The organism is Gordonia pseudamarae, assembly GCF_025273675.1.
Lineage (GTDB): Bacteria > Actinomycetota > Actinomycetes > Mycobacteriales > Mycobacteriaceae > Gordonia > Gordonia pseudamarae.
Genome location: NZ_CP045809.1, coordinates 4222640 through 4247228 on the forward strand (window position 1 = coordinate 4222640; position 24589 = coordinate 4247228).

Here is a 24589-nt window from a genome sequence, read left to right on the forward strand (position 1 = left end):
CGGCGCTGCCGGCCCGGTCTCATCGGATGCGGCACATCCGATGCGGTGTTGTCCGGCGTGAACGGCCCGGCGATCAGCCGAACAGCCAGAGGACGCCCTTGCCGAAGGCGAGGTCGATACCGGCGATGAAGGCTGTCATGAGCACCACGAACACCAGCACGACGATCGTGTAGGTGATCATCTCCCGGCGCGTCGGCCAGATGACCTTCTTCAGTTCGGTGACGACCTCTTTGAGGAACGTCCAGATACGGACAAACGGATTGGCACTCTTCGACGCCGTGGTGTCCTTCGCGCGTTCGGCAACGGCCACCGATGAACCGACGTCTGCCGCGACTCCGGAACCCTGACGGCGTCCCCGCGCCGAACGCTTGCCCTGGGGGCGAAGGTCCGCGTCGTCGTCGGACGAGAGATCTACCTCAAGGTCGTCGGCCACCGAGTCGGTGACTTCGGGGGCACCTTTGGCCCGGGCAGCGCGGTCTCGCTTGCTCACCTTCGCGGTTCCTCTCGTCAACGTGTGCCCTGACTGGTCTACCTGAGTATCAGTCCAGGGCAGGGGCGACAGGACTTGAACCTGCAACCTGCGGTTTTGGAGACCGCTGCTCTGCCAGTTGAGCTACGCCCCTTTGCGGCCACCGTGGCGGCCACAGTCGATTGTGCCTGACGGCTTCTGTAGTACCCAGACTCTCCGAAACGACGCCCGAAGACAAACCGCGTCCTACAGAATCAACGCGCCACCCTCAGGGCAGCGCGCAAGTCAATTCAATCGACAGTTCAGTGTAGATCACGAACACCCGGGAACCCAAAACGGCCCCCGGACTCGGGTGTGCCCGGCCACGATACGACGATCCCGGCCGGGCACACCGGATGGTTATCGGGCCGGACGAGTGGTGCACGCCCAGGTCGCCACGTAGCCGCGCCGGGGCAGCTGCTTGAGCGCGCGGCCACGGGCCCCGCGTGCGGTCTGGTAGCCCCACGACCTGCCCACATGCGAGAGATTGTGGGTGTAGGCGACGGCCCCGCACGAGTTGTAGAAGCTGAAGTATCCACAGTGCCGACCGCACCTGCGGACGACGGCGTTGACGGCGGCCTGGCTCGAGCCGCGGTCGATCACCGCTGCTGTGCGCCCGTCCCAGTCCCAGGCGATGGCGCCCCAATTGTATGTATAGGCATCGGCCTGCGGTGTCGGCGACGCCAGGCTCCCCCCGGCCACAACCCCCAGTGCGATACCAGCCGTAGCTATCATGCGACGAATTTTCACAGGAGAGAATCTATCAATTCTCAGCGAGCTCTCACCAACCTCACGAGTGAGTTCGACTGTTCATCCGTCACCGAGTCGGGTGACACGCGACAGCCCCGAACGGGCGCTAGCCGAACTGGATGACCGCCTGCGCCCGGCCGAAGATACGCCGACTGCCCTGTTTGGCGACGATCGCGATGGTGCCACGACGGCTCTGCGGGTCGAGCGATTTGATCTTGCCGGTGAAGTCGACGGCCGCACTGTCGTCCTCGGGCACGTACACCATGCTGGTGAAGCGCACGTTGTACTCGCAGAAGGCGGCGGGATCACCGATGAACTCGGAGATATAACTCGCGCCCAGGCCCATCGTCTGCATGCCGTGGGCCACCACGCCCTCCAGACCGGCCGCCTTGACGACATGATCGGAGAAGTGAATCGGGTTGGGGTCACCGGCCACGCCGGCGTAGTTGGCCAGGTTGCCGCGCGTCAGCAGAAAGCGCTTGTCGGGCAGTTCCTGGCCGACGGTGAGCGAATCGAAGTCGATCGCCCCGTATGCCTGCGGGAGTTCGGTCGGATCCGGCCTGCGCTCGGCGCCGGCGTCCGCGACGATGGTCTTCCCCGGGTCGGGCACGGTGTCGACCTTCATCATCACGTGGTCGAGGGACTCCACGAGCGCGGGATCGATGTCCAGTCCCGGCCGGGCCGCGAGCGATGTCCAGGTGGTCATCACCGGCTCGCCGTGCTGGTTCCAGATGACGTTCTTGGTGACCATGAGGTCGACGATCTCCGGGCCGGTGACATGCCGGAACGAATCGAGCGTCACATCGCAGACGAGCTGATCGCCGACCTTGATGGGCCGGTGGTACATGAGCCGCTGATCGGTCTGCAGGATCGACCACAGGTCGTACCCCACGATCACCTCGTCGAACAGTTTGCGCTGGGCGACAACACCGATGATCGAGACGAAGGTCGGGGCGGCGATCAGGGTGTCATGACCGAGATCACGGGCCTTGGCCTCATGCCAATGCACGGGGTGGGCGTCCTGGACGGCGAGCGCGTGTCTACGGACGTCCTCGCGCCCGACCTCGAAGTAGTCGTCCACGGTGTAGTGGTAGCCCACCAGCTCAGCGGTTCGGGCCGCGAGTTCCTCGGGCGAGGACCGCTCACCGCTCCGGAACGCCAACGCACGCTGCGTCAACTCTTCGGCGGACACCTGGGACATTCGGTGGTCTCCTTCATCAGACGGGCCACAACAACACCGAAGGGCCGCCTCTATCGAGGCAGCCCGCGGTTTGTCGCTATGGGATCAAATCTGTGGACGAACAGTGTCAACGCGATTCTTTGTGCGCCTGGTGGGTTCCGCAGTTGGGGCAGAACTTCTTGATCTCCAGGCGATCGGGATCGTTGCGACGGTTCTTCTTCGTGATGTAGTTACGGTGCTTGCACACCTCGCATGCCAAGGTGATCTTGGGGCGAACATCGGTTGAGGAGGCCACTGCAGTCTTCTTTCGGGTTCATGGTCTTCGGTTGGCTCACGACTGGTTCGGAGAACGAGAACTCGTCGCGATGCACCGTTGTGAGTAGCGGTGGAGGGACTCGATCCCTCGACCTCACGATTATGAGTCGTGCGCTCTAACCAGCTGAGCTACACCGCCCTGTGGACTGGTCCGGTCCAGCGAGCCCCCTGACGGAATCGAACCGTCGACCTTTTCCTTACCATGGAAACGCTCTGCCGACTGAGCTAAGGGGGCGTACCCGGGTTGCCCTTGTGGGGCTTCCCGAGAGCCTTTACGAGGTTACACACCAAGCCTCGCACGTTCCAAATCGCCTGTTCGCCGGGCGATGTGGGCGCGCTCGTCTTCGACGAGAAACCACGTTGTGGCAGGTATAGGATTCGAACCTATGTAGCTTGCGCGACGGATTTACAGTCCGCTCCCTTTGGCCGCTCGGGCAACCTGCCGTGTTGTTCCGTGTCGGCGTGAACCGATCAGAACAACGCGGTGAAGAATACAACGAACCATGCCCCATAGCGCAAATCGCCTGGTGAGAGGCCTGCCACGAGAGTCGGTGAGAGGCCTCGACGACGGGACGACCGCGGACTGCGGCAACCCTGCCAGAGCCTGCGGTTTCCCTGCCGGGGCCTGCGGTTACCCTGTCAGCCATGGCTGATTCATCGTTCGACGTGGTGAGCAAGGTCGACCGCCAGGAAGTCGACAACGCCCTCAACCAGGCCGCCAAGGAACTGTCGCAGCGCTACGACTTCCGCGGCACCAATACCACCATCGCGTGGTCCGGCGAGGAGGGCATCGTGATCACCTCCGATGCCGAGGAACGCGCCCAGGCGGGGCTGGAGGTATTCAGGGAGAAGTTGATCCGGCGAGATATCTCACTGAAGGCGTTCGACGCCGGCGAGGTCACCTCGTCGGGAAAGACCTACAAGATCGCCGGCAACCTCGTGCAGGGCATCGACTCCGAGCACGCCAAGAAGATCTCCAAGAAGATCCGCGACGAGGGCCCCAAGGGCGTCAAGGCGCAAATCCAGGGCGACGAGCTACGGGTGTCGAGCAAGAAGCGCGATGACCTGCAGGCCGTCATCGCTCTGCTCAAGGGCGACGATTTCGGGATCGCGCTGCAGTTCGTCAACTACCGGTGATCGTCGGGTGATCCGGGCAGGGTTCACCTGCCCGGATCACCCGCGTCAACCGCGCCGCGCCATCTCCTGCAGCCGGGCGATCCGCTCCTCGGTCGGCGGATGCGTCGAGAACATCTTCGACAGTCCCCCGCCACGGAACGGGTTCTCGATCATCAGGTGACTCTGCGATTCGATCGCGGGTTCGGGCGCCAACGGGGCTCTGTCGACGCCGCCGGAGATCTTGGCCAGCGCCGACGCCAGTGCCAGCGGATCACCGGTGAGTTCGGCACCGGACTGGTCGGCCTGGAACTCGCGCGAACGCGACACCGCCATCTTGATCACGGTGGCCGCCAGCGGACCGAGCAGCGAGATCGCCAGCACCCCGAGCAGACCGGGTCCGTTGTTGCGGTTGCCGCCGAGCATGAACGCGAAGTTGGCGATACCGGTGATCACCGACGCCATCGCTCCGGCCACCGACGAGATCAAAATGTCGCGGTTGTACACGTGGGACAGTTCGTGCCCGAGGACCGCGCGCAGCTCCCGCTCGTTGAGCAGTTGCAGGATGCCCGCGGTGCAGCACACCGCGGCGTTCTGCGGGTTGCGGCCGGTGGCGAACGCGTTGGGTGACTCGGTGGGGCTGATATAGAGCGCGGGCATCGGCTGATGGGCGATGGTGGCCAGTTCCCGCACGATCCGGTACAGCACCGGCGCCTGGACCTCGGTGACAGGCTGGGCGCGCATCGAGCGCAACGCCATCTTGGCGCTGTTGAAGTACACGTAGCCGTTCATGCCGACGGCGAAGACGATCGCCACCAGCAGGATCACCGGGCTTCGGAACATCGCGCCGATCCCGACGATGATCGCCGACATCGTTCCGAGCAACAACGCCGTCTTGAGCCCGTTGAAATGCACCGCGCACCCGCTTTCCACATCGACACCGGCGACACGGCCGGTTCACTGTGTCAAACGTACGCGAGATGCGGTTGAGTTCCAGGGCGGACAATGTCGTCCGATACAGCGTCCCGCTCAAGCACATGTGGCCGAGCCGACCCTGAATCGGACGACGTTCGTCAGCCGGTGCGGTCGATGGTGTACCGGACCAGGGACGAGAGGGCACCGCTGGCGGGCGTCTCGGGGAGCCGGGCCAGTTCGGCGAGTGCCTCGTCGGCGTAGGACTGCAGTTTCGCGTGGGCTCGGGCCATGCCGGGCGAGGCGTTGAGCCGTTCCAGCGCCTCGGTCACCTCGGCGTCGTCGGTCAGCGCCCGCGGATTCCCCTCCGCGTCGAGGAGCAGTGCGCGCAACCGCTGCGACGACGGGTCCTCGCCCCGCAGCGCGTACAGCACGGGCAGCGTGTGCACGCCTTCGCGCAGGTCGGTGCCAGGCGTCTTACCGGAGTCGCCGGTCGCCGAGGAGATGTCGATGATGTCGTCGGACACCTGGAAGGCGATGCCGATGATGTCGCCGATCCGGGCCAGCCGCTCGATGCTGTCGGCGTCGGCGCGGGCGGCCATCGACCCGAATCGGGCCGCGGCGGCGATCAGCGACCCCGTCTTCTCCCACACCACCTTCAGATAGTGATCGATCGGGTCGACGCCCTCACCCGCACCGACCGTCTCGCGCATCTGGCCGGTGACCAGCTCGGCGAATGTCTCGGCGATGATCCGCACTGCGTCGGGACCCAGCGTCGACACCAGCCTCGAGGCCCGTGCGAACAGGAAGTCACCGGAGAGGATGGCGATGCTGTTGGACCAGCGCGAATTGGCCGACTGCGCACCACGGCGCATCGGCGCCTCGTCCATCACGTCGTCGTGGTAGAGGGTCGCCAGGTGAATCATCTCCACCACCGTCGCGGAGGTGATGACATCCCGGCCGCCCGGGTCCGGACCGAACTGCGCGGCGAGGATCGCGAACATCGGGCGGAACCGTTTGCCGCCCGCCCGGGCCAGATGGGTCGCGGCCTCGGTCATGATCGCATCGCCCGAGGACAACTCGGCGATCAGCAGTTCCTCGACATCGGCCAGCGCCGACCGCACCACCTCGGCGAACTCGTCGGTACCCAGGTCAAGTCCGGCGAATGTCGACTTCACGTCCCGTGCCGCCCATCTCGTTGCTCTCCTCGCGGCGGCCACCGACGACCACCACACGTGCCTGTGAGCGTAACCGTTCACCACTGCCGACATACTGGTCGGGTGATCAACACCCCGAAACCCGCCGACCTGCTGGTCGTCGGCGCCGGTCCCGGCGGGGCCGCGGCCGCCGCCCATGCCGCGGCGGCCGGACGCGACGTGACGCTCGTCGACGCGGCGACGTTCCCCCGGGACAAGACGTGCGGCGACGGACTCACCCCGCGCGCCGTGGCCGAACTCGACTCCGTCGGCCTGCGCGGACTGCTCGACGGCCGGCCGCGGATCAGCGGATTGCGGCTGGCCGGGTGGGGCGCCACCAGCGAGGTGCCGTGGCCGTCGGGCCGGTTCCCCGAACACGGCAGCGCGGTGGCCCGCACCGAACTCGACGAACAGATCCGCGCGCACGCCGTGGCACGGGGGGCGACCATGCTGCAGGGCACCAAGGCGGTCGACGCGGTGCTGGCCGGGGACCGCGTCGAGGCGGTCACCCTGGCCGGGCCGGACGGGATCTCGACGATCCGGGTGCGGGACGTGATCGTCGCCGACGGGGTGCGTTCGACCCTGGGCAAGGTGCTCGGCCGACAGTGGCATCGCGACACCGCATACGGGGTCGCGGCACGGGCGTACGTGTCATCGGAACGCGCCGACGAGGAATGGATGGGGTCGCATCTGGAATTGCGCGGTCCCGACGGCGGGCTGCTGCCCGGCTACGGCTGGGTGTTCCCCCTCGGCGGCGCGCAACTCAACATCGGCGTGGGTGCGCTCGCGACCGCCCGGCGGCCGGCGAACATGCAGCTGCGGCCGATCCTGGAGCACTACACCGAGCAGGTCCGCGACGAATGGCGGATCGCCGGCAACCCGATGCGGGTGGCGTCGGCGCTGCTGCCGATGGGTGGTGCGGTCAGCGGTGTGGCCGGCCGCAACTGGATGCTGATCGGCGACGCCGCCGCATGCGTCAACCCCCTCAACGGCGAGGGTATCGACTACGCGATGGAGACCGGGCGCCTGGCGGTGGAACTGCTCGGTGCCGACGACTACACGACCCGCTGGCGTGACGTGCTCACCGGGCACTACGGACTGGCGTTCTCCGCCGCCCGGCGACTGGCCGGGGTGCTCACCGTGCCACAGGCGGTGCCGGCGCTCGGACGGCCCGGGATCCGGTCGGCACGTCTGATGTCGATGGTGGTGCGGGTGATGGGCAACCTGATCACCCCCGACGACGCCGACCTGGTGGCGCGCGCCTGGCGCACCGCCGGACGCATCTCCACCCGTGTCGACGACCGTCCGCCGTTCCGCTGACCCGCTCCTCCCGCGACCGGCCCCAGGAGGATCAGGGGCGGTCAGCGGACGGCGGAGTGGATGGCGGCGATGCCGCCGGTGAGGTTCTGCCAGCGGACCGCGGAGAATCCGGCGCCGCGGATCAGCTCGCCCAGGTCGAACTGGTCGGGCCAGGCCCGGATGGACTCGGCGAGATACACGTAGGCCTCGGGGTTGCTCGAAACCCTGGTGGCCACCGAGGGCAGGGCCTTCATCAGGTATTCCATGTAGACCGTGCGGAACGGACCGAGCGTGGGCGTGGAGAACTCGCAGATGACCAGCCGACCGCCGGGTTTGAGTACCCGATGGAATTCGCCCAGTGCGCGCGGTACGTCGTTGACGTTGCGCAGGCCGAAGGAAATCGTGGCCGCGTCGAAGGATTCGTCGGCGAACGGCAGGTTCAAGGCGTCCGCGGCCACCTTGGGCACCGGTCTCCCGGCACCCGCCTTGAGCATGCCGAGCGAGAAATCCGCGGCGATGCAGCGCGCCCCGGACTTGGCCAGCTCAACGGTGGACACCGCGGTGCCGGCGGCGAGGTCGAGCACCACATCCGAGTCGGTGAGGGCGAGCGCCTTGCGGGTGGCGGCCCGCCAGCGCCGGTCCTGCCCGAACGAGAGCACCGTGTTGGTGATGTCGTAGCGCTTGGCGACGCCGTCGAACATCTCCGCGACCTCGGCCGGGTCCTTGTCGAGTGTCGCCCGCGTCCGGGGCCCTGCTGCATCAGCCATGGCGTCAACGCTACTGCGTGGAGATGTCACGATCGGTGGAGGTGTCACGATCGGCTCCCGCCCCGGCCCGGGCGATGAGTCCGCGATTGGTTTCGGCCAGGCCCACGACGATGACGCCGACGATCAGCCACAGCAGAGCCACCACCGACAGGGCCGGGATGATCGACAGCGTGGCGTCGCGGCCGGCGGGACGGGCGAGGTCGGGGTTGGTGGCATCGTATTCGACGCTGATCCGTTGCCCCTCGGTCAGCTCGGTGGGATAGAGCAGGCCAAGTCGTGGACTGTGCAGCTGGCCGTCGGGGGTCTGGAAACTGACGTCGGCGTGCAGTGCGTCGGCGGACAGCACGTCGGCCATCACCGTGGCCTTGTTCGCCTCGATCTGGCCGTCGTTGCGAAAGCAGGCGACCACCAGGATCACACCCATCACGGTGCCGATGAGCCCGATCAGCAGCAGTCCCTTCTGGACGCGGCGCAACAGCGTCGGGTTGAGCGGCCCCGACCATCGCGGGACGGCCGGTCGGGCGGAGAGACCCCGGCCCCGGGTGTGGGCGGTCGACGGGGTCATCGGGGTCGACGGGGTCATCGGGCGCCCCGACAACGGGTCGCGATCGCGGCGTGCAGATCGCGCAGCCGTGACCTATCGGTGCTGACCTCCACCACCTCAAGGCCACCTGGCACGTCGGTCTGCAGGTGGGCGACGAGCTCGCCGACGTCCACGCGGCGGTGCTCGATGTGGAATCCGGCGCACAGGGCGGCCAGGTCGGTGCGGTGCGGGGTGCCGAACACCCGCTCGTAGGCGCCGGCGTACGGGCCGGTGTTGAATCTGGGGTCACCCTGTTCAAGGAGGCCGAAGATGCCGCCGCCGTCGTCGTTGGCCACGACGATCCGCAGATTGGCCGGCCGTGGCTCGCCGGGGCCGATGACCAGTCCGGTGGCGTCGTGGATGAACGTCAGGTCACCCATGAGGGCGACGGTGCGGGCATCGGGGTCGCGCGATTGCAGGTCCAGGGCGGCACCGATGGCGGTGGAGTTGGTGCCGTCGATACCGGCGACACCCCGATTGGACAGCACCCGCACCTCCGGATTGACCCGACCGGCGAGCGCGATGTCGCGGATCGGATTGCTGGCGCCCACCACCAGCTGGTCGCCGGGCCGCAGCGCCGCCGACACCGCCCGCGCCACGTGCAGTCCGGTGGTGGTGCCGGCCACGTCGAGTTCGGCGTCGACGGCGGTCACCACCCGGTGCTGGACGGTGGCGCAGTGTTTGAGCCAGGTCTCGCCGGGGGCGCCGGTGACCTCGGCACGAGTGCCGGTGGCGTACACATTGCCGGACACGTCGGGCCAGCGAGGGCCGGTGGTGAGCGCGTACACACGCACATCGGGGTCGGCGAGCAGTCGAGACACTCCCCGGTGCAGGGTGGGCCGCCCACAGATGATGGCCTGCCGTGGCGAGATCAGGTCGAGGGCGAGCGGATGCAACGGTGTGGAGCCCGGGCCCCCACCGGGGGGTGTGCTGACGGTGGGCTCGGCGACGGTGGGCACCGCGGCGAGTTCGGGGTGGATGCCCGCGCCGTGCCCGGCGACGACGACGGTGTCCAGTGACAGGTCGATGGGCAGCGGCACATCGAGTCTGCCGGTGGGTGCCTGCGTCCACGGCAGCCCGTCCGGGCGTCCGGCGAACCTGCCCAGTTCCCACGGGTCCTGGTCGGCACCGCCCGGGCGGGCCGGCACAAGCGGTTCGCGCAGCGGGATGTCGAACTGGACGGGTCCGGCGTTGCCGGTGCGCGCGCCGCGCGCGGCCGCGAGTACCCGGCCGACCGCCGAACGCCACTGCGAATTGGTGTCGAGGTCCTGTTCGGCCAGGCCGAGGCTGATCGCCGCCCGCACCTGGGTGCCGAAGATGCCGAACTGTTCGACGGTCTGGTTGGCGCCGGACCCGAGCAGTTCGTACGGCCGGTTCGCCGACACCACCACCAGTGGGATCCGGGCATAGTTGGCCTCGAACACCGCCGGTGACATGTTGGCGACGGCGGTGCCGCTGGTCATGATGATCGGCACCGGATGCCGCGACGCCGCAGCCAGACCGAGTGCCAGGAACCCTGCCGAGCGCTCATCGATCCGCACGTGCAGCCGCAGCCGTCCGGTCGCGTCGGCCGCGTGCAGCGCGAACGCCAGCGGCGCGTTCCGCGAGCCCGGGCACAGCACCGCCTCGCGCACCCCGCCGCGGACCAGTTCGTCGACGATCACCCGGGCCTGCAGGGTCGATGGGTGTTCGGTGTGCGCCTCGTGCATCCTCCCACCCTAGATGTGTGCGGCGGAGCGCTAGAGTCGGCGGCATGAGTGAAGACGCAACCGTGGCGTCCGGCGGCTCCGACGCACGTGAGTTCGATGTGGTGGTGTTCGGCGCGTCGGGTTTTGTCGGCGAGTTGACCACCCGTTATCTGGCAGACCATGCGCCCGCCGGGACACGGATCGCGCTGGCGGGTCGATCGGAGACCAAGCTCGTCGCCGTCCGCGAGCGGATCGGCGGTGCCGCGGCGGGCTGGCCGGTGATCATCGCGGACGCCGATTCGCCGGCGTCGCTGGATGCGATGGTGGCCCGCACCCGCGTGGTGTGCACCACCGTCGGCCCCTACCTCAAATACGGGGAGGCGCTGGTGGTCGCCGCGGCCACTGCCGGTACCGACTATGTCGATCTGACCGGCGAGGTGCCGTTCGTCCGGTTCTCCATCGACAAGGCCCACGACATCGCCGCGGCCTCGGGCGCCCGCATCGTGCATTCGTGCGGTTTCGATTCGGTCCCGTCGGACCTGACGGTGTGGGCGCTGTACCGCACGATCGCCGACGACGGCGCCGGGGAGCTCACCGACACGACCCTCGTGTTGCAGTCGGTCCGCGGCGGGGTGTCCGGCGGCACGATCGACTCGGTGCGGGTGATCGCCGAACAGGCCAAGGACCCGCAGGTGCGCAGGCTGATGCTCAATCCGCAGGCGCTCTCGTCGGGCCCGGGCAGCCCGCCCCGCGCCGGCATGCGTTCGGAGCCCAGCGATCTCAACATCGTCTCGGCGCGCAAGGTCGATCCGTCACTGTCGGGCACGTTGGCCCCGTTCTTCATGGCCTCACACAACACCCGCATCGTCCGGCGCTCGAACACCCTGCTGGACAACGCCTACGGCGAGAACTTCCACTACGGGGAAACGATGAACGTCGGCGACATCCCGGTGGTGTCGGCGGTGACCGCCGGGCTGGTGGGTGTGGGCACCGGCGCTTTCCTGGGGGCGATGAGTCTACGACCCACCCGCATACTGCTCGACCGCATCCTGCCCGCCCCCGGCGACGGACCGAACAAGAAGACCAGGGACAGAGGGCACTTCACCGTCGAGACATTCACCACCAGCACCACGGGGCGACGTTACCGGTCCCGTTTCCGCGCGCACGGCGATCCTGGTTACAAGGCGACGGCGGTGATGCTCGGCGAAAGCGCCCTGACACTGGCCCTCGACCGGGACTCGCTGCCCGAGCGCCACGGTGTGCTCACGCCCGCGGTGGCGATGGGCGATGCGCTCATCGCACGCCTTCGCCGCGCGGGCTGCACCATCGACGCCGTCGCGCTGTAGCACCGCAACGATGTCGCGCGGCAACGCTGTGGCACCCAGGCCGTAGCGGGTGTTACGGCTGGCCGGGGTTGAGCCGGATGAACAGGCCGTCGAGCTCTGCGCACAGGCGCTCGCCGTCGTGCATGGTGCCCTTGATGAACGCCTTGCGCCCGTCGATGCGGTCGGCCCACGCACGCACCGTGAGGGGTGTGTTGAGCGGGGTGACCGAGCGGTAGTCGACCCGCAGGTAGCCGGTGCGACAGATCCCGGCGGTGGCCACCGCCGAGGCGTAGCCGCCGATGTCGTCGAAGGCGATGGCGATCTGCCCGCCGTGGGCGGCCCTGTTGCCGCCGAGGTGATAGTTGGTGAACGTCACGGTCGCCTCGACCGCGCCGTTGTCGTGATCGACGTGGTCGACGACGAACGGCGGCAGGGTGATGTTGCCGCGGGCGGGCAGGTCGATACGGGTGCCGGACGGGGTGTGCCACTCGTCGATCTGCACGTCGGCGAGTTTGGCGTTGACGTCTTTGAGGATGTCGATGAGTTCGTCGCCGAGCTCCGGTGTCGGGCACCCCAGGCGCACGTTGTCCATGAACAGCCGCACCTGCTCGATGAACTCGCCGTAGCGGGGGCCGCCCCGGTCTCCGACGGCCGGGTCGATCGGCCGGAAGCCGCCCCGGTGTGTGTTCTCCTCGGCTGCGGACCCGGCGTTCACACCGGTCACCATGTCTTGCGCGTCACTCATCCCATCACCGTAGTAGGACGTGTTCAATCACGGGTACCGCGGTTCCCTCAAGGATGCGCGTACCGGACCGATCGGCGTGACGAATCCGGGTACCGGCCATCGACCTGACGGTCGCGCCGGCCGATCGGGCGGGCCCGGCATTCGGGTGGAGACCGGATCGAATGGCCAGGCGCCTAATGTGAGTAGCCATGAGCACCTCACCGGCAGCGGGACCCTTCGATCCGACCCAGTGGGCGACGGTCCCCGGATTCGACGATCTGACCGACATCACCTACCACCGGCACTCCGGCGAGGGCCGGGCCAACGGCATCGTGCGCATCGCCTTCGACCGGCCGGAGGTACGCAACGCGTTCCGGCCGCACACCGTCGACGAGTTGTACCGCGCCCTCGATCACGCGCGCCGCTCCCCCGATGTGGGCACGGTGTTGCTCACCGGCAACGGGCCCAGTCCCAAGGACGGCGGCTGGGCCTTCTGCAGCGGCGGAGACCAGCGGATCCGCGGCCGGTCCGGCTACCAGTACGCCACCAGCCACGACACGAATGTGGCGGCGGCCGGCATCGAGGGCGTCGACGAGGCACGGGTGAAGGCCGAGGGCGGGCGGCTACACATCCTGGAGGTGCAGCGACTCATTCGCACCATGCCGAAGGTGGTGATCGCGGTGGTCAACGGCTGGGCCGCGGGCGGTGGACATTCGCTGCACGCGGTGGCCGACCTGACACTCGCCTCACGTGAGCACGCCCGGTTCAAACAGACCGACGCCGACGTGGGCTCGTTCGACGCCGGCTACGGCAGCGCCTACCTCGCCAAGCAGGTCGGCCAGAAGTTCGCCCGGGAGATATTCTTCCTCGGCGAGGCCTACGATGCCGAAACGATGCACCGGATGGGCGCGGTCAACCGCGTCGTCGACCACGCCGAGTTGGAGAACACCGCGATCGAGTGGGCGCGCACCATCAACGGCAAGTCTCCGACGGCGCAGCGGATGCTCAAGTTCGCGTTCAACCTCACCGACGACGGGTTGATGGGACAGCAGGTGTTCGCCGGTGAGGCGACCCGGTTGGCGTACATGACCGACGAGGCGGTGGAGGGCCGTGACGCTTTCCTGGAGAAGCGCAGCCCCGACTGGGACGCCTTCCCGTACTACTACTGACGGCGTACCACCACTGGCGGCACTGCCCCTGACGGCGACGGCCGGCCGGGATCTCCGGCCGGCCGGATGCCGTGCCCCTGACGACCGACCGGCGACGGCGCCCATATCTCTCGCCGCCGCCGCAGAGGTTTAGGCGCAGAGGTTTGGGCGCAGAGGTTTGGACGCAGCGGTTTAGCCACAGAAGATTCGCGGGAGGACGGCCCGCGGTGCTCAGCCGATCAGTTCGCTCAGGATCTCCATGTCCTCGACACGCTCGGCGTGGGTGCGCGCCGACGGTGCGGCCAGCAACACTCCCACGCCTGCGGCGCGGAATGCCTCGACCCGCTCGGCAACCTTCGACCGGGGCCCGATCAGCACGGTCGAATCGACCAGATCCTGCGGGACCGCGGCCGCGGCCTCGGCCTTCTTGCCGTCCAGGTACAGATCCTGGATCAGCGTGGCCTCGTCGGCGAAACCGTAGCGGACGACGAGGGTGTTGTAGAAGTTCTTGCCGCGGGCGCCCATACCGCCGATGTACAACGCGTAGTGGTGCCGGACCTGTTCGGTGGCCGCGGCGATCTGGTCGGCGTCGTCGGTGATCAGTGCCGCCGCGTTCACCACGATGCTCAGCGGCGGCAGGTCCGGGCTGCGTTTGGCCTTGCCCGCGGCCAGCGCGTCACCGAACGCGGCGTCGACGTATTCGGGGTGGAACAGGAACGGCTGGAACTCCTCGAAGAGTTCGGCCGCCAACTCGGTGTTCTTGGGACCGATAGCCGCCAGCAGCATCGGGATGCGTTCCCGCACCGGATGATTGATGATCTTGAGTGCCTTGCCCAGGCCGGATCCGCCGTGCTCGGCATCCAGCGGCAGATGGTAGTACCTGCCGTCGAAGTCGACCGGCTCGCGTCGCCACACCTTGCGGCAGATCTCGACATGCTCGCGGGCCCGGCCCAGCGGGGCGTTGTAGGGCACACCGTGGAAGCCCTCGATGACCTGGGGGCCGGAGGCGCCGATGCCCAGGACCGCGCGGCCACCGGAGATGTAGTCCAGTCCGGCGGCGGTCATCGCCAGGTTGGTGGGGGTGCGCGAGAACATCGGCAGAATGCCGGTCTGCAATTCCATCTTCTCGGTGCGGGCGGCGATGTAGCCGAGTTGGCTGACCGCGTCGAAGCTGTACGCCTCCGGAACGGTCACCCGCCGCACTCCGGCGCGCTCGAAATCTCCGAGATTGTCAATGGTCTCGCGGAAATCGCCGGCATAGTTGATCGGCATTCCCAGCTTCATCGGTGCCCCAGATGACGTCATGGTCGGATTCTTCCACACTTGTCCGAGCGGTCGGTCGGCGACTTACCGGCATCGTCCCGGTTATCGGCGGACCAACGGCACGGGACCAAATGCTCCCTGCCACCCACCAGAAGATATCCACTTGGCCGCCGCTACGTGAACTCTCGATGAACAGATGGATCCTCCGGGCAAACAAGCACGTCAATAGGGGTCTTTTGGCTGTCCGAAAGTTAGGTGCGAACGCCCGTCGCACCGCATGATGATGAGCATGAGCGGAGAGATGCTTATCCTGGTGCTGCTTGTCATCACCGCACTGGGTTTCGACTTCACCAACGGATTCCACGACACCGGCAACGCCATGGCAACCTCGATCGCCACCGGTGCCCTCAAGCCAAAAATGGCGGTCACCCTGGCCGCGATCCTCAATCTCGTCGGCGCCTTCCTGTCCGTCGAGGTCGCGGCAACCATCACCAAGGACGTCCTGAAGATCCAGGAGACCACGGGCGAGCACACCGGCGAGCTGGTTGCCGGTCTCGACGCCCAGAAGGCGCTGCTGATCATCTTCGCCGGCCTCATCGGCGGCATCCTCTGGAACCTGTTCACCTGGCTGTTCGGCCTGCCGTCGAGTTCCTCGCACGCCCTGTTCGGTGGACTGATCGGATCGGGTCTGGCGGCCATCGGCACCAGCGGCGTCAACTGGGAGGGCATCACCAACAAGATCCTGGTGCCCGCACTGGCCGCACCCGTGATCGCCTGCCTCGTCGCCGCCACGGGTACCTGGCTGATCTACAAGATCACCGCGTCGGTGGCCGAGAAGAACAAGGAAACCGGCTTCCGGTACGGGCAGATCGCCACCGCCTCCCTCGTCGCACTCTCCCATGGCACCGGCGACGCCCAGAAGACCATGGGCGTCATCGCCCTCGCGCTGATCGCCACCGACCACCTCGACGCCGGAACCGTCGGCGACGGCCTGCCGATCTGGGTCATCTTCACCTGCGCGTTCGCGATCGCACTGGGCACCTACCTGGGCGGCTGGCGCATCATCCGCACGCTGGGCAAGGGCCTGGTGGAGATCAGTTCCCCGCAGGGCATGGCCGCCGAGGCGTCGTCCGCGGCGATCATCCTCACGTCGTCCACCGCGGGCATGGCGCTGTCGACCACCCACGTGGCCACCGGCTCGATCCTGGGTACCGGCGTCGGCAAGAAGGGTGCCGAGGTCCGCTGGAGCGTCGCCGGCCGGATGGCCGTCGCCTGGGTCACCACCCTGCCCGCCGCCGCCGCGGTCGGTGCCCTGTGCTTCTGGGTCGGCCACCTCATCGGCGATGTCTCCGGCGCGATCGTGATCTTCGTGATCCTCGTGGCCGCCTCGGGCTACATGTACTGGCGCGCCCAGCAGAACAAGGTCGACCACAACAACGTCAACGCCGACTGGGACGACGAGGGCAATTCGGTTCTGCCCGCCGGTGACGACCCGACCTCCCGCCCGGCCTCGGTCTAGGGCCCGAGCCAACCAGCTAAGGACTGACAGAAAATGCACACAGTCGAATCAATCGCCAAAGTGCTGGTCGTGGGCCTGATCCTGGGCGCCGGACTGCCCGCGCTCTTCGCGGTCGGACTCAAACTGCACGCCGACGGCGCGGGTGACGAACACGCCGACGGCACGGTGACCGCGCCCAATCCGGCTCTCAAGGCGGCCGGCTACCTGCTGTTCGGGCTGGTGGTGGCCGTGATCATCGTCGGCATCCTCTGGGTCTGCCGGCACACCCTCGACTATCACCTCGGCATCCGGGTCTTCCCCGAGTCCGTGTACTGACCTGTAGCCGGTACCGGTCCAGTCGCCGGTACCGACCGGTCCCCGTATCGACCCGCCGGCCCGACCAACCATCGCGAGAGGCTCACCGCTTTCTTGACTCCTCCCGTCCTTGAAGGAACGGGATTCCTGTTTCATCGGCAACCGCCCGAAAGGAGAACTCCTATGACCGACAATGTCTCGCCCTTCGAAGCCGCCGTCAACTGGATCCGCGCCGGGTACCCCGAAGGCATCCCGGCCACCGACTTTCCCCCGCTGCTCGCCCTGCTGGTGCGTTCGCTGGACGAACGGCAGGTGACCGATGTGGTGCTGCGTCTGGCCCGCGACCATGATCTCGACGTGCCGCTCACCGAGGACAACATCGGTGAGGCCATCGCCAAGGCCACGGACGAAAAGCCGACCGGAGAGAAGATCAACCAGGTGGCGGCCCGGCTGGCCGCGGCGGGCTGGCCGCTCGCCCGCGCCCAGGCACACACCTCCGAAACCAACGATGACGAGGTGCACGCCTGATAAGGGCACGGACCGACGACCGTCAGCTCGGCGCCGACCCCACCGGGGTTGGCGCCGAATCGGCACGTTCACTACCTGCATCCGGGCCGCGGCGCCGCGCAGGGTGTGTACTGGGAAGGATCCGGCGCACCTGGCCGCCCGCGCGGCCGGGTACCGGAAACCGGAAGACGTACCGGACACCGGAAACATCGAGGCCGCATCTGGCACGAAGAACGGAGGCGATCGTGGACCGACCACAGCTACTCAAAAAGATCGTCGAATGGTTGCGGGCCGGGTACCCCAACGGGGTACCCCAGGGCGACTACATCCCGCTCGTGGCACTGCTCCGCCGTCAGCTCTCCGCCGACGAACTCGACCAGGTGACCGGCGATCTGATCGACGACTCACTGCAGGCGCTCGAGCCCATATCCAAGATCGACGCCGGGGTCCGCATCACCAAGGTCACCGAGGAACTCCCCCACGAGGCCGATATCGCCCGGGTGCGCCAGTTGCTCATCGCGGCGGGCTGGCCGTTCGACGACGAACCACTCGCCGACACGCTGTTTCCGCATCGTCGGCCACCGGACGGGGACCGGCCGGATCCGCCTCCCGCGGCGACCACCGGGCCCGAATCCCCACAGGCCCAACCCCTTCCGTCCGAACCCCCGCAGGCCGAACCCCCGCAGGCCGAACCCCCACCTGCCGGGCAGCACGGCGCCGGTGTGCAGGACGACGAGACCGGAGACGACTCCTGAACCGGTTGCACCCGCTGGAACTGGTGGGTGCGCCACAGGTGCTGGCACATACCGAGGTGCTCGCGGCCCTGCTCGACGACGACAGCCGCCACGCGGTGCTGCCGGTGCCCGACGATGCCGCGGCCGCGGCCCGGTTGTGCGGCGCACTCGGCGCCGGTGAACCGATCGCCGACGAGGTCACCCTGGTGATCTCCACCTCCGGTTCGACCGGTACACCCAAGGGCGCGCAACACACCGCCGCCACGCTGCGTGCTTCGGCGAAGGCCACCGAGGCGTTCCTGGGCGGGCCCGGCAACTGGCTGCTGACCCTGCCACCGCACCACATCGCCGGCCTGCAGGTACTGCTGCGGGCCATCGGCGCGGGTTACCGGCCAGGAGTCGTCGACGTGCGGGCCGGTTTCGACGTCGATGACTTCATCGGCGGCGCCGACCGGCTCGACGGCGACCGGCGGTACACCTCACTGGTGCCCACCCAACTGATCAAGGTTCTGGACTCCCCGACCGCCGTCGCGGCCGCCGGATCGTTCGACGCGATCCTCGTCGGCGGCGCCGCGACGCCGGAGCCGTTGCGGCACAGAGCGGTCGACGCGGGGCTGGCCGTCGTGTGCACGTACGGGATGAGCGAGACCGCGGGTGGCTGTGTCTACGACGGCACTCCGCTCGACGGGATCGAGGTGCTGATCGACAGTTCCCCCGACACCCCCGACACCCCGGAGAATCCCGAGAACCCCGGCCCCGGCCGGATCCTGCTGGGCGGGCCGGTGGTGGCCCACGGTTACCGGAACCTGCCGGACCACCCGGCCTTCGCGCCGGGACGTCCGGGCACCGCACACACGATCCCCGGGAGATCGGACAGCGGGCGGCGCTGGTTCCGCACCGACGACGTCGGAGTCCTCGATGCCGGGCTGCTGCGGGTGGTCGGGCGCGCCGACCAGGCGATCAGCACCGGCGGACTCACCATCCTGCCCGAGGTCGTCGAGGAGGTGATCCTCACAGATCGCACCGTCGCCGAATGCGTGGTGCTGGGCCTGCCCGACCCGCGGCTGGGCGAGAAGGTGGTGGCCGCGGTCGTCGCCTCGGGCTCCGAAACGGTCGACGGCCGGGCCATCGCCGCACTGGTGGCGTCCCGGCTCGATCGTTTCGCGGCGCCACGAGAAGTGATCGTCGTCGATACCCTGCCGATGCGTGGTCCGGGAAAACCCGACCGGGCCGCGCTGCGCGCACGCCTGACCGGGGAGAAAAAGACCCCGGAAACGGAGAAGCGCCCTGCCGACTTGGGGGGGATGCAGGCAGGGCGCAAGTCTCCGGGAAGAGACTTCACATAGTGTGCCACGCCCCGAGCGAAAACGCCACCTCCAATTCATCCCGAACGTCCCGCTACTAGGGGCCAAGGTCCTAAAATCGGCACCTACCTGGCGTGTCACGTCGACAAGTCCCGGGAAAGAATCCCCGAACACCCCCGACCCGCATCACCTGGATGCGTCGAGCGCGCCCACCGCGTGCGAGGATCGGACGGTGGCTACCGCACAGCAGTGGATCCAGGGCGCGCGCCCACACACCCTCCCCAACGCGATCTCTCCGGTCGTGGCGGGCTTCGGCGCCGCCGCCCACGCGGTACCCGGCACCGGCGACCTGTCGTGGTGGCGGGCGGCACTCGCACTCGCGGTGGCGCTGGCGCTGATCATCGGTGTCAACTACGCCAACGACTACTCCGACGGCATCCGCGGCACCGACGACGACCGGGTCGGCCCGATGCGTCTGGTCGGGTCCGGCGCGGCCGCCCCTGCGGCGGTCAGGCGGGCCGCGTTCCTATGCTTCGGCATCGCCGCTGTGTGCGGGCTGGTGCTGGCCGTCAGTACCGCGTGGTGGCTGGTGGCCGTCGGCGTCGTCTGCATCGCCGGTGCGTGGTTCTACACCGGCGGCAGCTCGCCCTACGGCTACCTCGGTTTCGGTGAGATCGCGGTATTCGTGTTCTTCGGTCTCGTCGCCGTGCTCGGCACCCAGTTCGTCACCGCCGACACCGTCGACTGGGTGGGACTGCTGTGCGCGGTGGCCGTCGGTTGCTTCTCCAGCGCCGTGCTGGTGGTGAACAACCTGCGCGACATCCCGTCGGACACCGAATCGGGCAAGATCACCCTCGCCGTCCGGCTCGGCGACGCCCGGACCCGCGTTCTGTTCGGCGCACTGCTCGCGGTGCCGCTGATCGTCTCGGTCGTACTGATCCCGGCCACCTGGTGGGCCCTCATCGGCCTGCTCGCCGCGCCACTGGCCTGGGTGGCCGCGGGGCCGGTGCGCACCGGCGCCATCGGACCGGCGCTGATCGTGTCGCTGGCCACCACCGGCCGGGCGATGCTGCTGTGGTCGGTCGCCACCGCCTGCGCGCTGGCCGTGGGCTAGCAGCCGGCTCCGGGAGTCCTTAGCGCTCCCTGAGTAGCACTGGCGACCAAATCGTAGGTCGACCTACTGTCGACGCGTGTCATCCGCCGCCGACAATCGCCGCCCCGGCGCAGGACGCTGGCTCGGTCCCGTACGCATCCGGCTCACCCTGGTGGCGACCGCGGTGGTGACCGTCGCGATGGCCGTGGCCGCCATCGGGATGCTGCTGACGATGCATCGCAGCCTGATCGCGGACGCCGAATCCGCCGGCGCGAACAGGGCCCGGCAGCTCGCCGACGCCCTCGAAGCCGACGGACTGCACGCCATCACACCGCTGATGCTCGCGCGGGATCCCAACGTCGCCGACGTCGTGATCATCGACGCCGACGGTGAGGTGGAGAAGTCCAGCGTCGTCGGTGTCCGGCCGCTGCTGGCAAGCCTGCCGCCCGGGAGCAGCAAGACCGTCCGCGACATCCGGGTGGTCGGCCGCTACAACTACACCTACACCGCCAACGCGGTGGGCGTGGACACCCCGAACGGCCCGCTCACCGTGATCGTCAGCACCGATCAGGGCCCGATCACCACCTCTGTGCTCACGGTGGCCTACACCATCTGCATGGTGTTCCCCGGCATCATCATCGGCGTCGCACTGCTCACCTACTTCCTGGTCGGCCGGGCGCTGCGCCCCGTCGAATCCATCCGCAAACAGGCCGACGCCATTTCCGGCGGCGACACCAGCAGACGACTGACCGTGCCGGCCACCGGCGACGAGATCGCCGGACTGGCCAGCACGATGAACGAAATGCTCGAACGCATCGAACACTCCCGGTCACGGCAGCTGCAATTCGTCAACGACGCCTCCCACGAACTGAACAGCCCGCTGACCACGATCATCGGACTGCTCGACCTGGCCCGGACCACCGGCCAACCGATCGACATCCACACCATCGAGACGATCCTGCTGCCGGATGCGCACCGGCTCGGACAACTCGTCGAGGACCTGCTGATATTGGCCCGCGCCGATGAGAAGGGGATGCGGACGACTCCGCAGAGCGTCGACCTCGACGACATCGTGCGCTCGGAGGTCACGCGGATGCGCGCCCTGTCGCCGGCCGATGTCTCGTCGGCGATCGTCGCGGCCCGCGTCGACGGCGATCCCGGCCAGCTCACGCGGGCGGTCCGCAATATCGCCGACAACGCCGCCCGGCACACGCGAAGCACGCTGTCGTTCGCCATCTCCCGCGACGACCGGGCGGGCACCGTGACGGTCTCGGTGGCCGACAACGGGCCCGGTGTGGCCGACGCCGACAAGACGAGGGTGTTCGACCGATTCGTGAGGCTCGACGCGGCCCGTGATCGCGACCGCGGCGGTTCGGGACTGGGTCTGGCCATCGTCGCCGATATCGTCCGCGCACACGGCGGAACCGTTGTCGCCGAGGACAACCCGGGTGGCGGGGCAGTCTTCGCGATCACCTTGCCGCTGGCCGCGGCCACGGCCGGGACGCCGGGTCAGACACCTCCCCACGACGCCCGGGCGGTTAGCACATGACGCGATCACGTTGCGGCGGTTCAGGACACGCGCGCACCGCCGTCGGCGGCCAGGCGGTAGCCGTGCCCGCGGACCGTTTCGATGGCACGGCGACCGAAGGGCGCGTCGACCCGCCGACGGAGATAGCTGATGTAGACCTCCACCAGATTGTCGTCACCACCGGCCTCCGCATCCCACACCGCGGCCAGGATGTCCGCCTTGGCACACACTTGCCCCCGGTTGCGCATCAAATACTCCAGGACGGCGAATTCCCTTGGCGTCAAGGAAAGTTCACTGTCGCCCCGAAAAACGGTGTGCGCCCCCGGATCCAGCCTCAGATCACCGGCGGTGAGCACCGTCGGACGTTCGGCGGCCACCCGGCGGGCGAGCGCACGCAACCGCGCGATCAGCACCACCACCGAGAAAGGCTTGGTCAGGTAGTCGTCGGCACCGAGATCGAGGGCATCGGCGAGATCGTATTCACCGCTCTTGGCCGTGAGCATCAGCACCGGGGTCCACACCTTGGCCGCACGCATCCGGCGGACCACCTCGTAGCCGTTGAGCCCGGGCAGCATGATGTCGAGCACGACGACGTCGAAGTGCGCGGAAAGGGCCTTGTGCAGGCCGGACTCGCCGTCGCCGGTCACCTCTACCACCCAACTCTGCGACACGAGCGTCCGCCGGACCGTCTCGGCCACGTTGCGGTCGTCTTCCACCAGCAGGATGCGCATGTCCTTGCTACTCACCCTTCTCCAGGCAGGTAGGTATGTACCAGCACTCAACCCTACTGTCCGACGCCGGGCACGACACGGCACCCGTTGACCCGGGGATCGCCGACACCGTGTCCGAGACGGCGATCGCCTATCTGCGGACCGTCTACAACCTCGCCGAAGACGGCGTGCCGGCCCGCCGGGCCCGGCTGTGCGACCGGCTCGGGTTGTCGAGTCCGACGGTTTCCCAGATGGTCGGGCGCCTGCGGGCCGAGTCGCTGATCCGGGTGACCGACGACCGGCAGGTCGAACTCACCGCCACCGGTCTGACGCTGGCGGTCTCATCAACCCGCAAACATCGTCTGGCCGAACGGATCCTCGTCGACATGCTGGGTGTGCCGATCCTCGCGGCCCACGACGAGGCGTGCCGCTGGGCACAGGTGATGAGCGACGAAGCCGCCGAGGGCGCGGCGTCCGCGCTCATCGGGCCGCTGGTCTCGCCCTGGGGTAACCCGATTCCCGAACGCGGCGACACCCGTCGGCCTGCGCCCGCTGCCGTCCGGCTGCCCGATCTTCCACGCACGGCGGGCGCGGTCTCGGCCCGGGTGCGCTCGATCTCCGAGGACGCGCAGGGCGACGACGCACTCATGGCCGACCTGGTGGCCGCGTGCATCGTGCCCGGCGCGAAGGTCATGGTCACAGCCGAGGGCACCGGCTACGCGCTGCGCGGAATCGGTACCGTGGCGGTCCCGCGCAAGCGGGCCCACGTCGTGCAGGTGGACCTGGACTGATCCCGGCGCCGGTGTCGCGCCGAGACCGCGCCGAAGCCGGGTTCGGCGACAGCACGCCCTGGTCTACGCGCCCGACCCGGTCAGGCGGGAGCGCCGACCGGGGGCAGCGAGTCCAGGACCGCCCGGCGCAGGTCGTCCACCGGCACCGTCGCCGTGGTGAGCACCGCGCGGGAGGCGTCGTCGGCGGTGTCGATGATGCCGATGAGCAGATGCGCCGCGGTCAGTGTGCGGTCACCGCGCTCGCGGGCGACATCGACCGCCGCGCGCAGCGCCGAGCGGACGTCGGCGTCCCACCGTGGCCGACCGCCGCGTCCGCGCGGCCCGCGCCTGCCCCGGCCGCCCTCCCAGGGCGCGTCGCCGCCGGGTCCGCGTCGTCCGCGTCCGCCGCTTCGCCGGTCGCCCTGCTCACCCGTGTCGGCGCAGTCCGCGAACTCCTGCGGCCCCCTCGGTCCGCCGGGGCCGAAGCCCGGCCCGAATCCGCCGGGTCCGAATCCGCCGGGTCCGAAGGCATCCGGCCCGTAGCCCGCGGATCGGGGATGACGCGGACCGCGGTGCCCTTCACCGCATCCCCCGCGGCCACCTCGGCCGCCCTTGCGGCTCCGGCCGCCGCGCCCGCCCCAGCCCTCGGCCAGGTCGTCGCCGAACTTGCCGCGCACGGCCTCCCGGACCTTGTCCAGGTCGATACCGATGGCGCGCAGCGCCTCTCGGTCCTCGTCGTAGCGGGCCGCGGCGGTCTCCTCGGCGGTGTCGCCGGTACCGTGCTCGGCCCGATGGGCCGTTACCGCGGCCCGTGCGGCGGCCAGTGTCAGGCCGCGTTCTCCGAGCAGCCCGAACAGCGGGCTGCGGGCGTTGCAGAGCATCCCGAGGACCAGGTGGTCGTTACCCGGTACCGGGTGCCCGAGGTCACGGGCTTCCTGCTCGGCGAATGCCATTGTCATGCGATCTTCTCGCGTGAATCGTTCCATCATGGTTCTTGATCTCCTTCCGGCCGGTGCGGCCGGTGTTCGTGTGTGTGTTTCTGATGCACGTCGGCGTGCTTCTGGTGCACCGCCTGTCGGCTGACCTGCAACACCTCAGCGATCTGCTGCCAGCTCCAGCCGGCCCGGCGGGCGTTGGCCACCTGAACCTCTTCGAGTCGGTCGGCGAGGGTGCGCAGTGCGCGCACCGCACCGAGGCCGTTCCGCGGATCCTCCGAGGCGGCCAGTCCGGCGAGGCCGTCGGCGGATTCGTCCGATCGGGCTGCTTCACTCAGGTCGTCGTGCATGGTGTCAGGTTATATTGACGCTCGTCGTCCTGTCAATAATTATTGACAGAAATTCTCGTGCGGTCCGGGGGAAC

The 24589-nt window shown here is 68.4% G+C and carries 25 protein-coding genes, 4 tRNA genes and 1 pseudogene; 12 read left to right on the forward strand and 18 right to left on the reverse strand.

All coding sequences use genetic code 11. The features are described from left to right. Positions 1-73: 73 nt before the first annotated feature. From secE to GII31_RS18365, 8 genes are all read right to left on the reverse strand, one after another. Positions 74-490 carry a preprotein translocase subunit SecE gene (secE, locus tag GII31_RS18330; protein ID WP_213244806.1) on the reverse strand — a complete coding sequence of 139 codons (417 nt, stop codon included), beginning with the start codon at positions 488-490 and terminating at the stop codon, positions 74-76. A gap of 60 nt (positions 491-550) precedes the next feature. After that, a tRNA-Trp gene (locus tag GII31_RS18335) sits at positions 551-623 on the reverse strand. Positions 624-868: 245 nt separating this feature from the next. Beyond that, a complete protein-coding gene (locus GII31_RS18340; protein WP_246221944.1) occupies positions 869-1243 on the reverse strand; it encodes a DUF4189 domain-containing protein in 375 nt (124 codons plus the stop codon). Between the two features lie 121 nt (positions 1244-1364). Beyond that, complete coding sequence (locus GII31_RS18345) at positions 1365-2459, reverse strand: fused (3R)-hydroxyacyl-ACP dehydratase subunits HadA/HadB (RefSeq protein ID WP_213244807.1); 1095 nt, start codon at positions 2457-2459, stop codon at positions 1365-1367. Positions 2460-2565: 106 nt separating this feature from the next. Next, the gene (rpmG, locus tag GII31_RS18350; RefSeq protein WP_005188102.1) at positions 2566-2733 is read right to left on the reverse strand and encodes a 50S ribosomal protein L33; all 168 of its coding nucleotides are present in this window, start codon (positions 2731-2733) and stop codon (positions 2566-2568) included. Positions 2734-2818: 85 nt separating this feature from the next. Beyond that, a tRNA-Met gene (locus GII31_RS18355) sits at positions 2819-2892 on the reverse strand. Positions 2893-2915: 23 nt separating this feature from the next. After that, positions 2916-2988: transfer RNA gene (locus GII31_RS18360), tRNA-Thr, on the reverse strand. A 128-nt stretch (positions 2989-3116) separates the two neighbouring features. After that, positions 3117-3197: transfer RNA gene (locus tag GII31_RS18365), tRNA-Tyr, on the reverse strand. A gap of 201 nt (positions 3198-3398) precedes the next feature. On the opposite strand from GII31_RS18365, the gene GII31_RS18370 reads away from it, so the two are divergent. After that, the gene (locus GII31_RS18370) at positions 3399-3890 is read left to right on the forward strand and encodes a YajQ family cyclic di-GMP-binding protein (protein WP_213244809.1); all 492 of its coding nucleotides are present in this window, start codon (positions 3399-3401) and stop codon (positions 3888-3890) included. Between the two features lie 45 nt (positions 3891-3935). Here GII31_RS18370 and htpX read toward each other — a convergent pair whose 3' ends face one another. Together htpX and GII31_RS18380 are read right to left on the reverse strand one after the other, a co-directional pair. After that, on the reverse strand, positions 3936-4781 hold the full coding sequence (htpX, locus tag GII31_RS18375; protein WP_213250671.1) for a zinc metalloprotease HtpX: 846 nt from the start codon (positions 4779-4781) through the stop codon (positions 3936-3938). A 158-nt stretch (positions 4782-4939) separates the two neighbouring features. Continuing rightward, on the reverse strand, positions 4940-5956 hold the full coding sequence (locus GII31_RS18380) for a polyprenyl synthetase family protein (RefSeq protein ID WP_246221945.1): 1017 nt from the start codon (positions 5954-5956) through the stop codon (positions 4940-4942). Between the two features lie 102 nt (positions 5957-6058). Here GII31_RS18380 and GII31_RS18385 point away from each other — a divergent pair, with 102 nt between their 5' ends. Then, positions 6059-7294, forward strand: a complete 1236-nt coding sequence (locus GII31_RS18385) for a geranylgeranyl reductase family protein (protein WP_287383427.1) — start codon at positions 6059-6061, stop codon at positions 7292-7294. Positions 7295-7335: 41 nt separating this feature from the next. Here the strand turns inward: GII31_RS18385 and GII31_RS18390 are convergent, their stop codons facing one another. The 3 genes from GII31_RS18390 to menD are packed head-to-tail and all read right to left on the reverse strand — an operon-like array spanning position 7336 to position 10332. After that, on the reverse strand, positions 7336-8040 hold the full coding sequence (locus tag GII31_RS18390) for a demethylmenaquinone methyltransferase (RefSeq protein WP_213244812.1): 705 nt from the start codon (positions 8038-8040) through the stop codon (positions 7336-7338). 10 nt (positions 8041-8050) lie between these two features. Then, entirely contained in the window at positions 8051-8623 is a 573-nt protein-coding gene (locus GII31_RS18395; protein WP_322973034.1) for a DUF3592 domain-containing protein, read from the reverse strand. Continuing rightward, on the reverse strand, positions 8620-10332 hold the full coding sequence (gene menD, locus GII31_RS18400) for a 2-succinyl-5-enolpyruvyl-6-hydroxy-3-cyclohexene-1-carboxylic-acid synthase (RefSeq protein WP_213244814.1): 1713 nt from the start codon (positions 10330-10332) through the stop codon (positions 8620-8622). The genes GII31_RS18395 and menD overlap by 4 nt, the downstream gene beginning before the upstream one ends. 44 nt (positions 10333-10376) lie before the next feature. Between menD and GII31_RS18405 the strand changes: the two genes are divergently transcribed. Further along, positions 10377-11657, forward strand: coding sequence for a saccharopine dehydrogenase family protein (locus tag GII31_RS18405; RefSeq protein WP_213244816.1), 1281 nt, complete (start codon positions 10377-10379; stop codon positions 11655-11657). A 52-nt stretch (positions 11658-11709) separates the two neighbouring features. Here GII31_RS18405 and GII31_RS18410 read toward each other — a convergent pair whose 3' ends face one another. Beyond that, the gene (locus GII31_RS18410) at positions 11710-12381 is read right to left on the reverse strand and encodes a PaaI family thioesterase (RefSeq protein WP_246221946.1); all 672 of its coding nucleotides are present in this window, start codon (positions 12379-12381) and stop codon (positions 11710-11712) included. Between the two features lie 188 nt (positions 12382-12569). Here GII31_RS18410 and GII31_RS18415 point away from each other — a divergent pair, with 188 nt between their 5' ends. Then, a complete protein-coding gene (locus GII31_RS18415) occupies positions 12570-13529 on the forward strand; it encodes a 1,4-dihydroxy-2-naphthoyl-CoA synthase (protein WP_213244818.1) in 960 nt (319 codons plus the stop codon). Positions 13530-13739: 210 nt separating this feature from the next. Here GII31_RS18415 and GII31_RS18420 read toward each other — a convergent pair whose 3' ends face one another. Further along, entirely contained in the window at positions 13740-14792 is a 1053-nt protein-coding gene (locus tag GII31_RS18420) for an LLM class F420-dependent oxidoreductase (protein WP_213250679.1), read from the reverse strand. 268 nt (positions 14793-15060) lie between these two features. Here GII31_RS18420 and GII31_RS18425 point away from each other — a divergent pair, with 268 nt between their 5' ends. The 7 genes and pseudogenes from GII31_RS18425 (at position 15061) to GII31_RS18455 (ending at position 21771) form a co-directional block, all read left to right on the forward strand. Then, positions 15061-16290 (forward strand): inorganic phosphate transporter, encoded by a 1230-nt coding sequence (locus GII31_RS18425; RefSeq protein WP_213244819.1) that lies wholly within the window; start codon positions 15061-15063, stop codon positions 16288-16290. Positions 16291-16323: 33 nt separating this feature from the next. Then, on the forward strand, positions 16324-16605 hold the full coding sequence (locus GII31_RS18430) for a hypothetical protein (RefSeq protein ID WP_260840095.1): 282 nt from the start codon (positions 16324-16326) through the stop codon (positions 16603-16605). A 162-nt stretch (positions 16606-16767) separates the two neighbouring features. Further along, a complete protein-coding gene (locus GII31_RS18435) occupies positions 16768-17112 on the forward strand; it encodes a DUF3349 domain-containing protein (RefSeq protein ID WP_213244823.1) in 345 nt (114 codons plus the stop codon). Between the two features lie 224 nt (positions 17113-17336). Beyond that, positions 17337-17630, forward strand: a pseudogene (locus GII31_RS18440) (DUF3349 domain-containing protein); the annotation flags it as partial. A gap of 212 nt (positions 17631-17842) precedes the next feature. Continuing rightward, positions 17843-19171 (forward strand): o-succinylbenzoate--CoA ligase, encoded by a 1329-nt coding sequence (menE, locus tag GII31_RS18445; RefSeq protein WP_407649994.1) that lies wholly within the window; start codon positions 17843-17845, stop codon positions 19169-19171. Positions 19172-19361: 190 nt separating this feature from the next. Further along, complete coding sequence (locus tag GII31_RS18450) at positions 19362-20243, forward strand: 1,4-dihydroxy-2-naphthoate polyprenyltransferase (protein ID WP_260840096.1); 882 nt, start codon at positions 19362-19364, stop codon at positions 20241-20243. Between the two features lie 76 nt (positions 20244-20319). Beyond that, positions 20320-21771 carry a sensor histidine kinase gene (locus tag GII31_RS18455; RefSeq protein WP_213244827.1) on the forward strand — a complete coding sequence of 484 codons (1452 nt, stop codon included), beginning with the start codon at positions 20320-20322 and terminating at the stop codon, positions 21769-21771. Positions 21772-21791: 20 nt separating this feature from the next. On the opposite strand, the gene GII31_RS18460 is transcribed toward GII31_RS18455, so the two are convergent. After that, entirely contained in the window at positions 21792-22481 is a 690-nt protein-coding gene (locus GII31_RS18460) for a response regulator transcription factor (protein WP_213250680.1), read from the reverse strand. A 35-nt stretch (positions 22482-22516) separates the two neighbouring features. Between GII31_RS18460 and GII31_RS18465 the strand changes: the two genes are divergently transcribed. Next, positions 22517-23251: a metal-dependent transcriptional regulator gene (locus tag GII31_RS18465; protein WP_213244828.1), complete on the forward strand. Its 735-nt coding sequence runs from the start codon at positions 22517-22519 to the stop codon at positions 23249-23251. Between the two features lie 80 nt (positions 23252-23331). Here GII31_RS18465 and GII31_RS18470 read toward each other — a convergent pair whose 3' ends face one another. Beyond that, positions 23332-24219: a Clp protease N-terminal domain-containing protein gene (locus tag GII31_RS18470; RefSeq protein WP_213244830.1), complete on the reverse strand. Its 888-nt coding sequence runs from the start codon at positions 24217-24219 to the stop codon at positions 23332-23334. After that, positions 24216-24515 (reverse strand): helix-turn-helix domain-containing protein, encoded by a 300-nt coding sequence (locus GII31_RS18475; protein ID WP_213244831.1) that lies wholly within the window; start codon positions 24513-24515, stop codon positions 24216-24218. Before GII31_RS18475 ends, GII31_RS18470 begins: the two co-directional genes overlap by 4 nt. Positions 24516-24589: the final 74 nt, after the last annotated feature.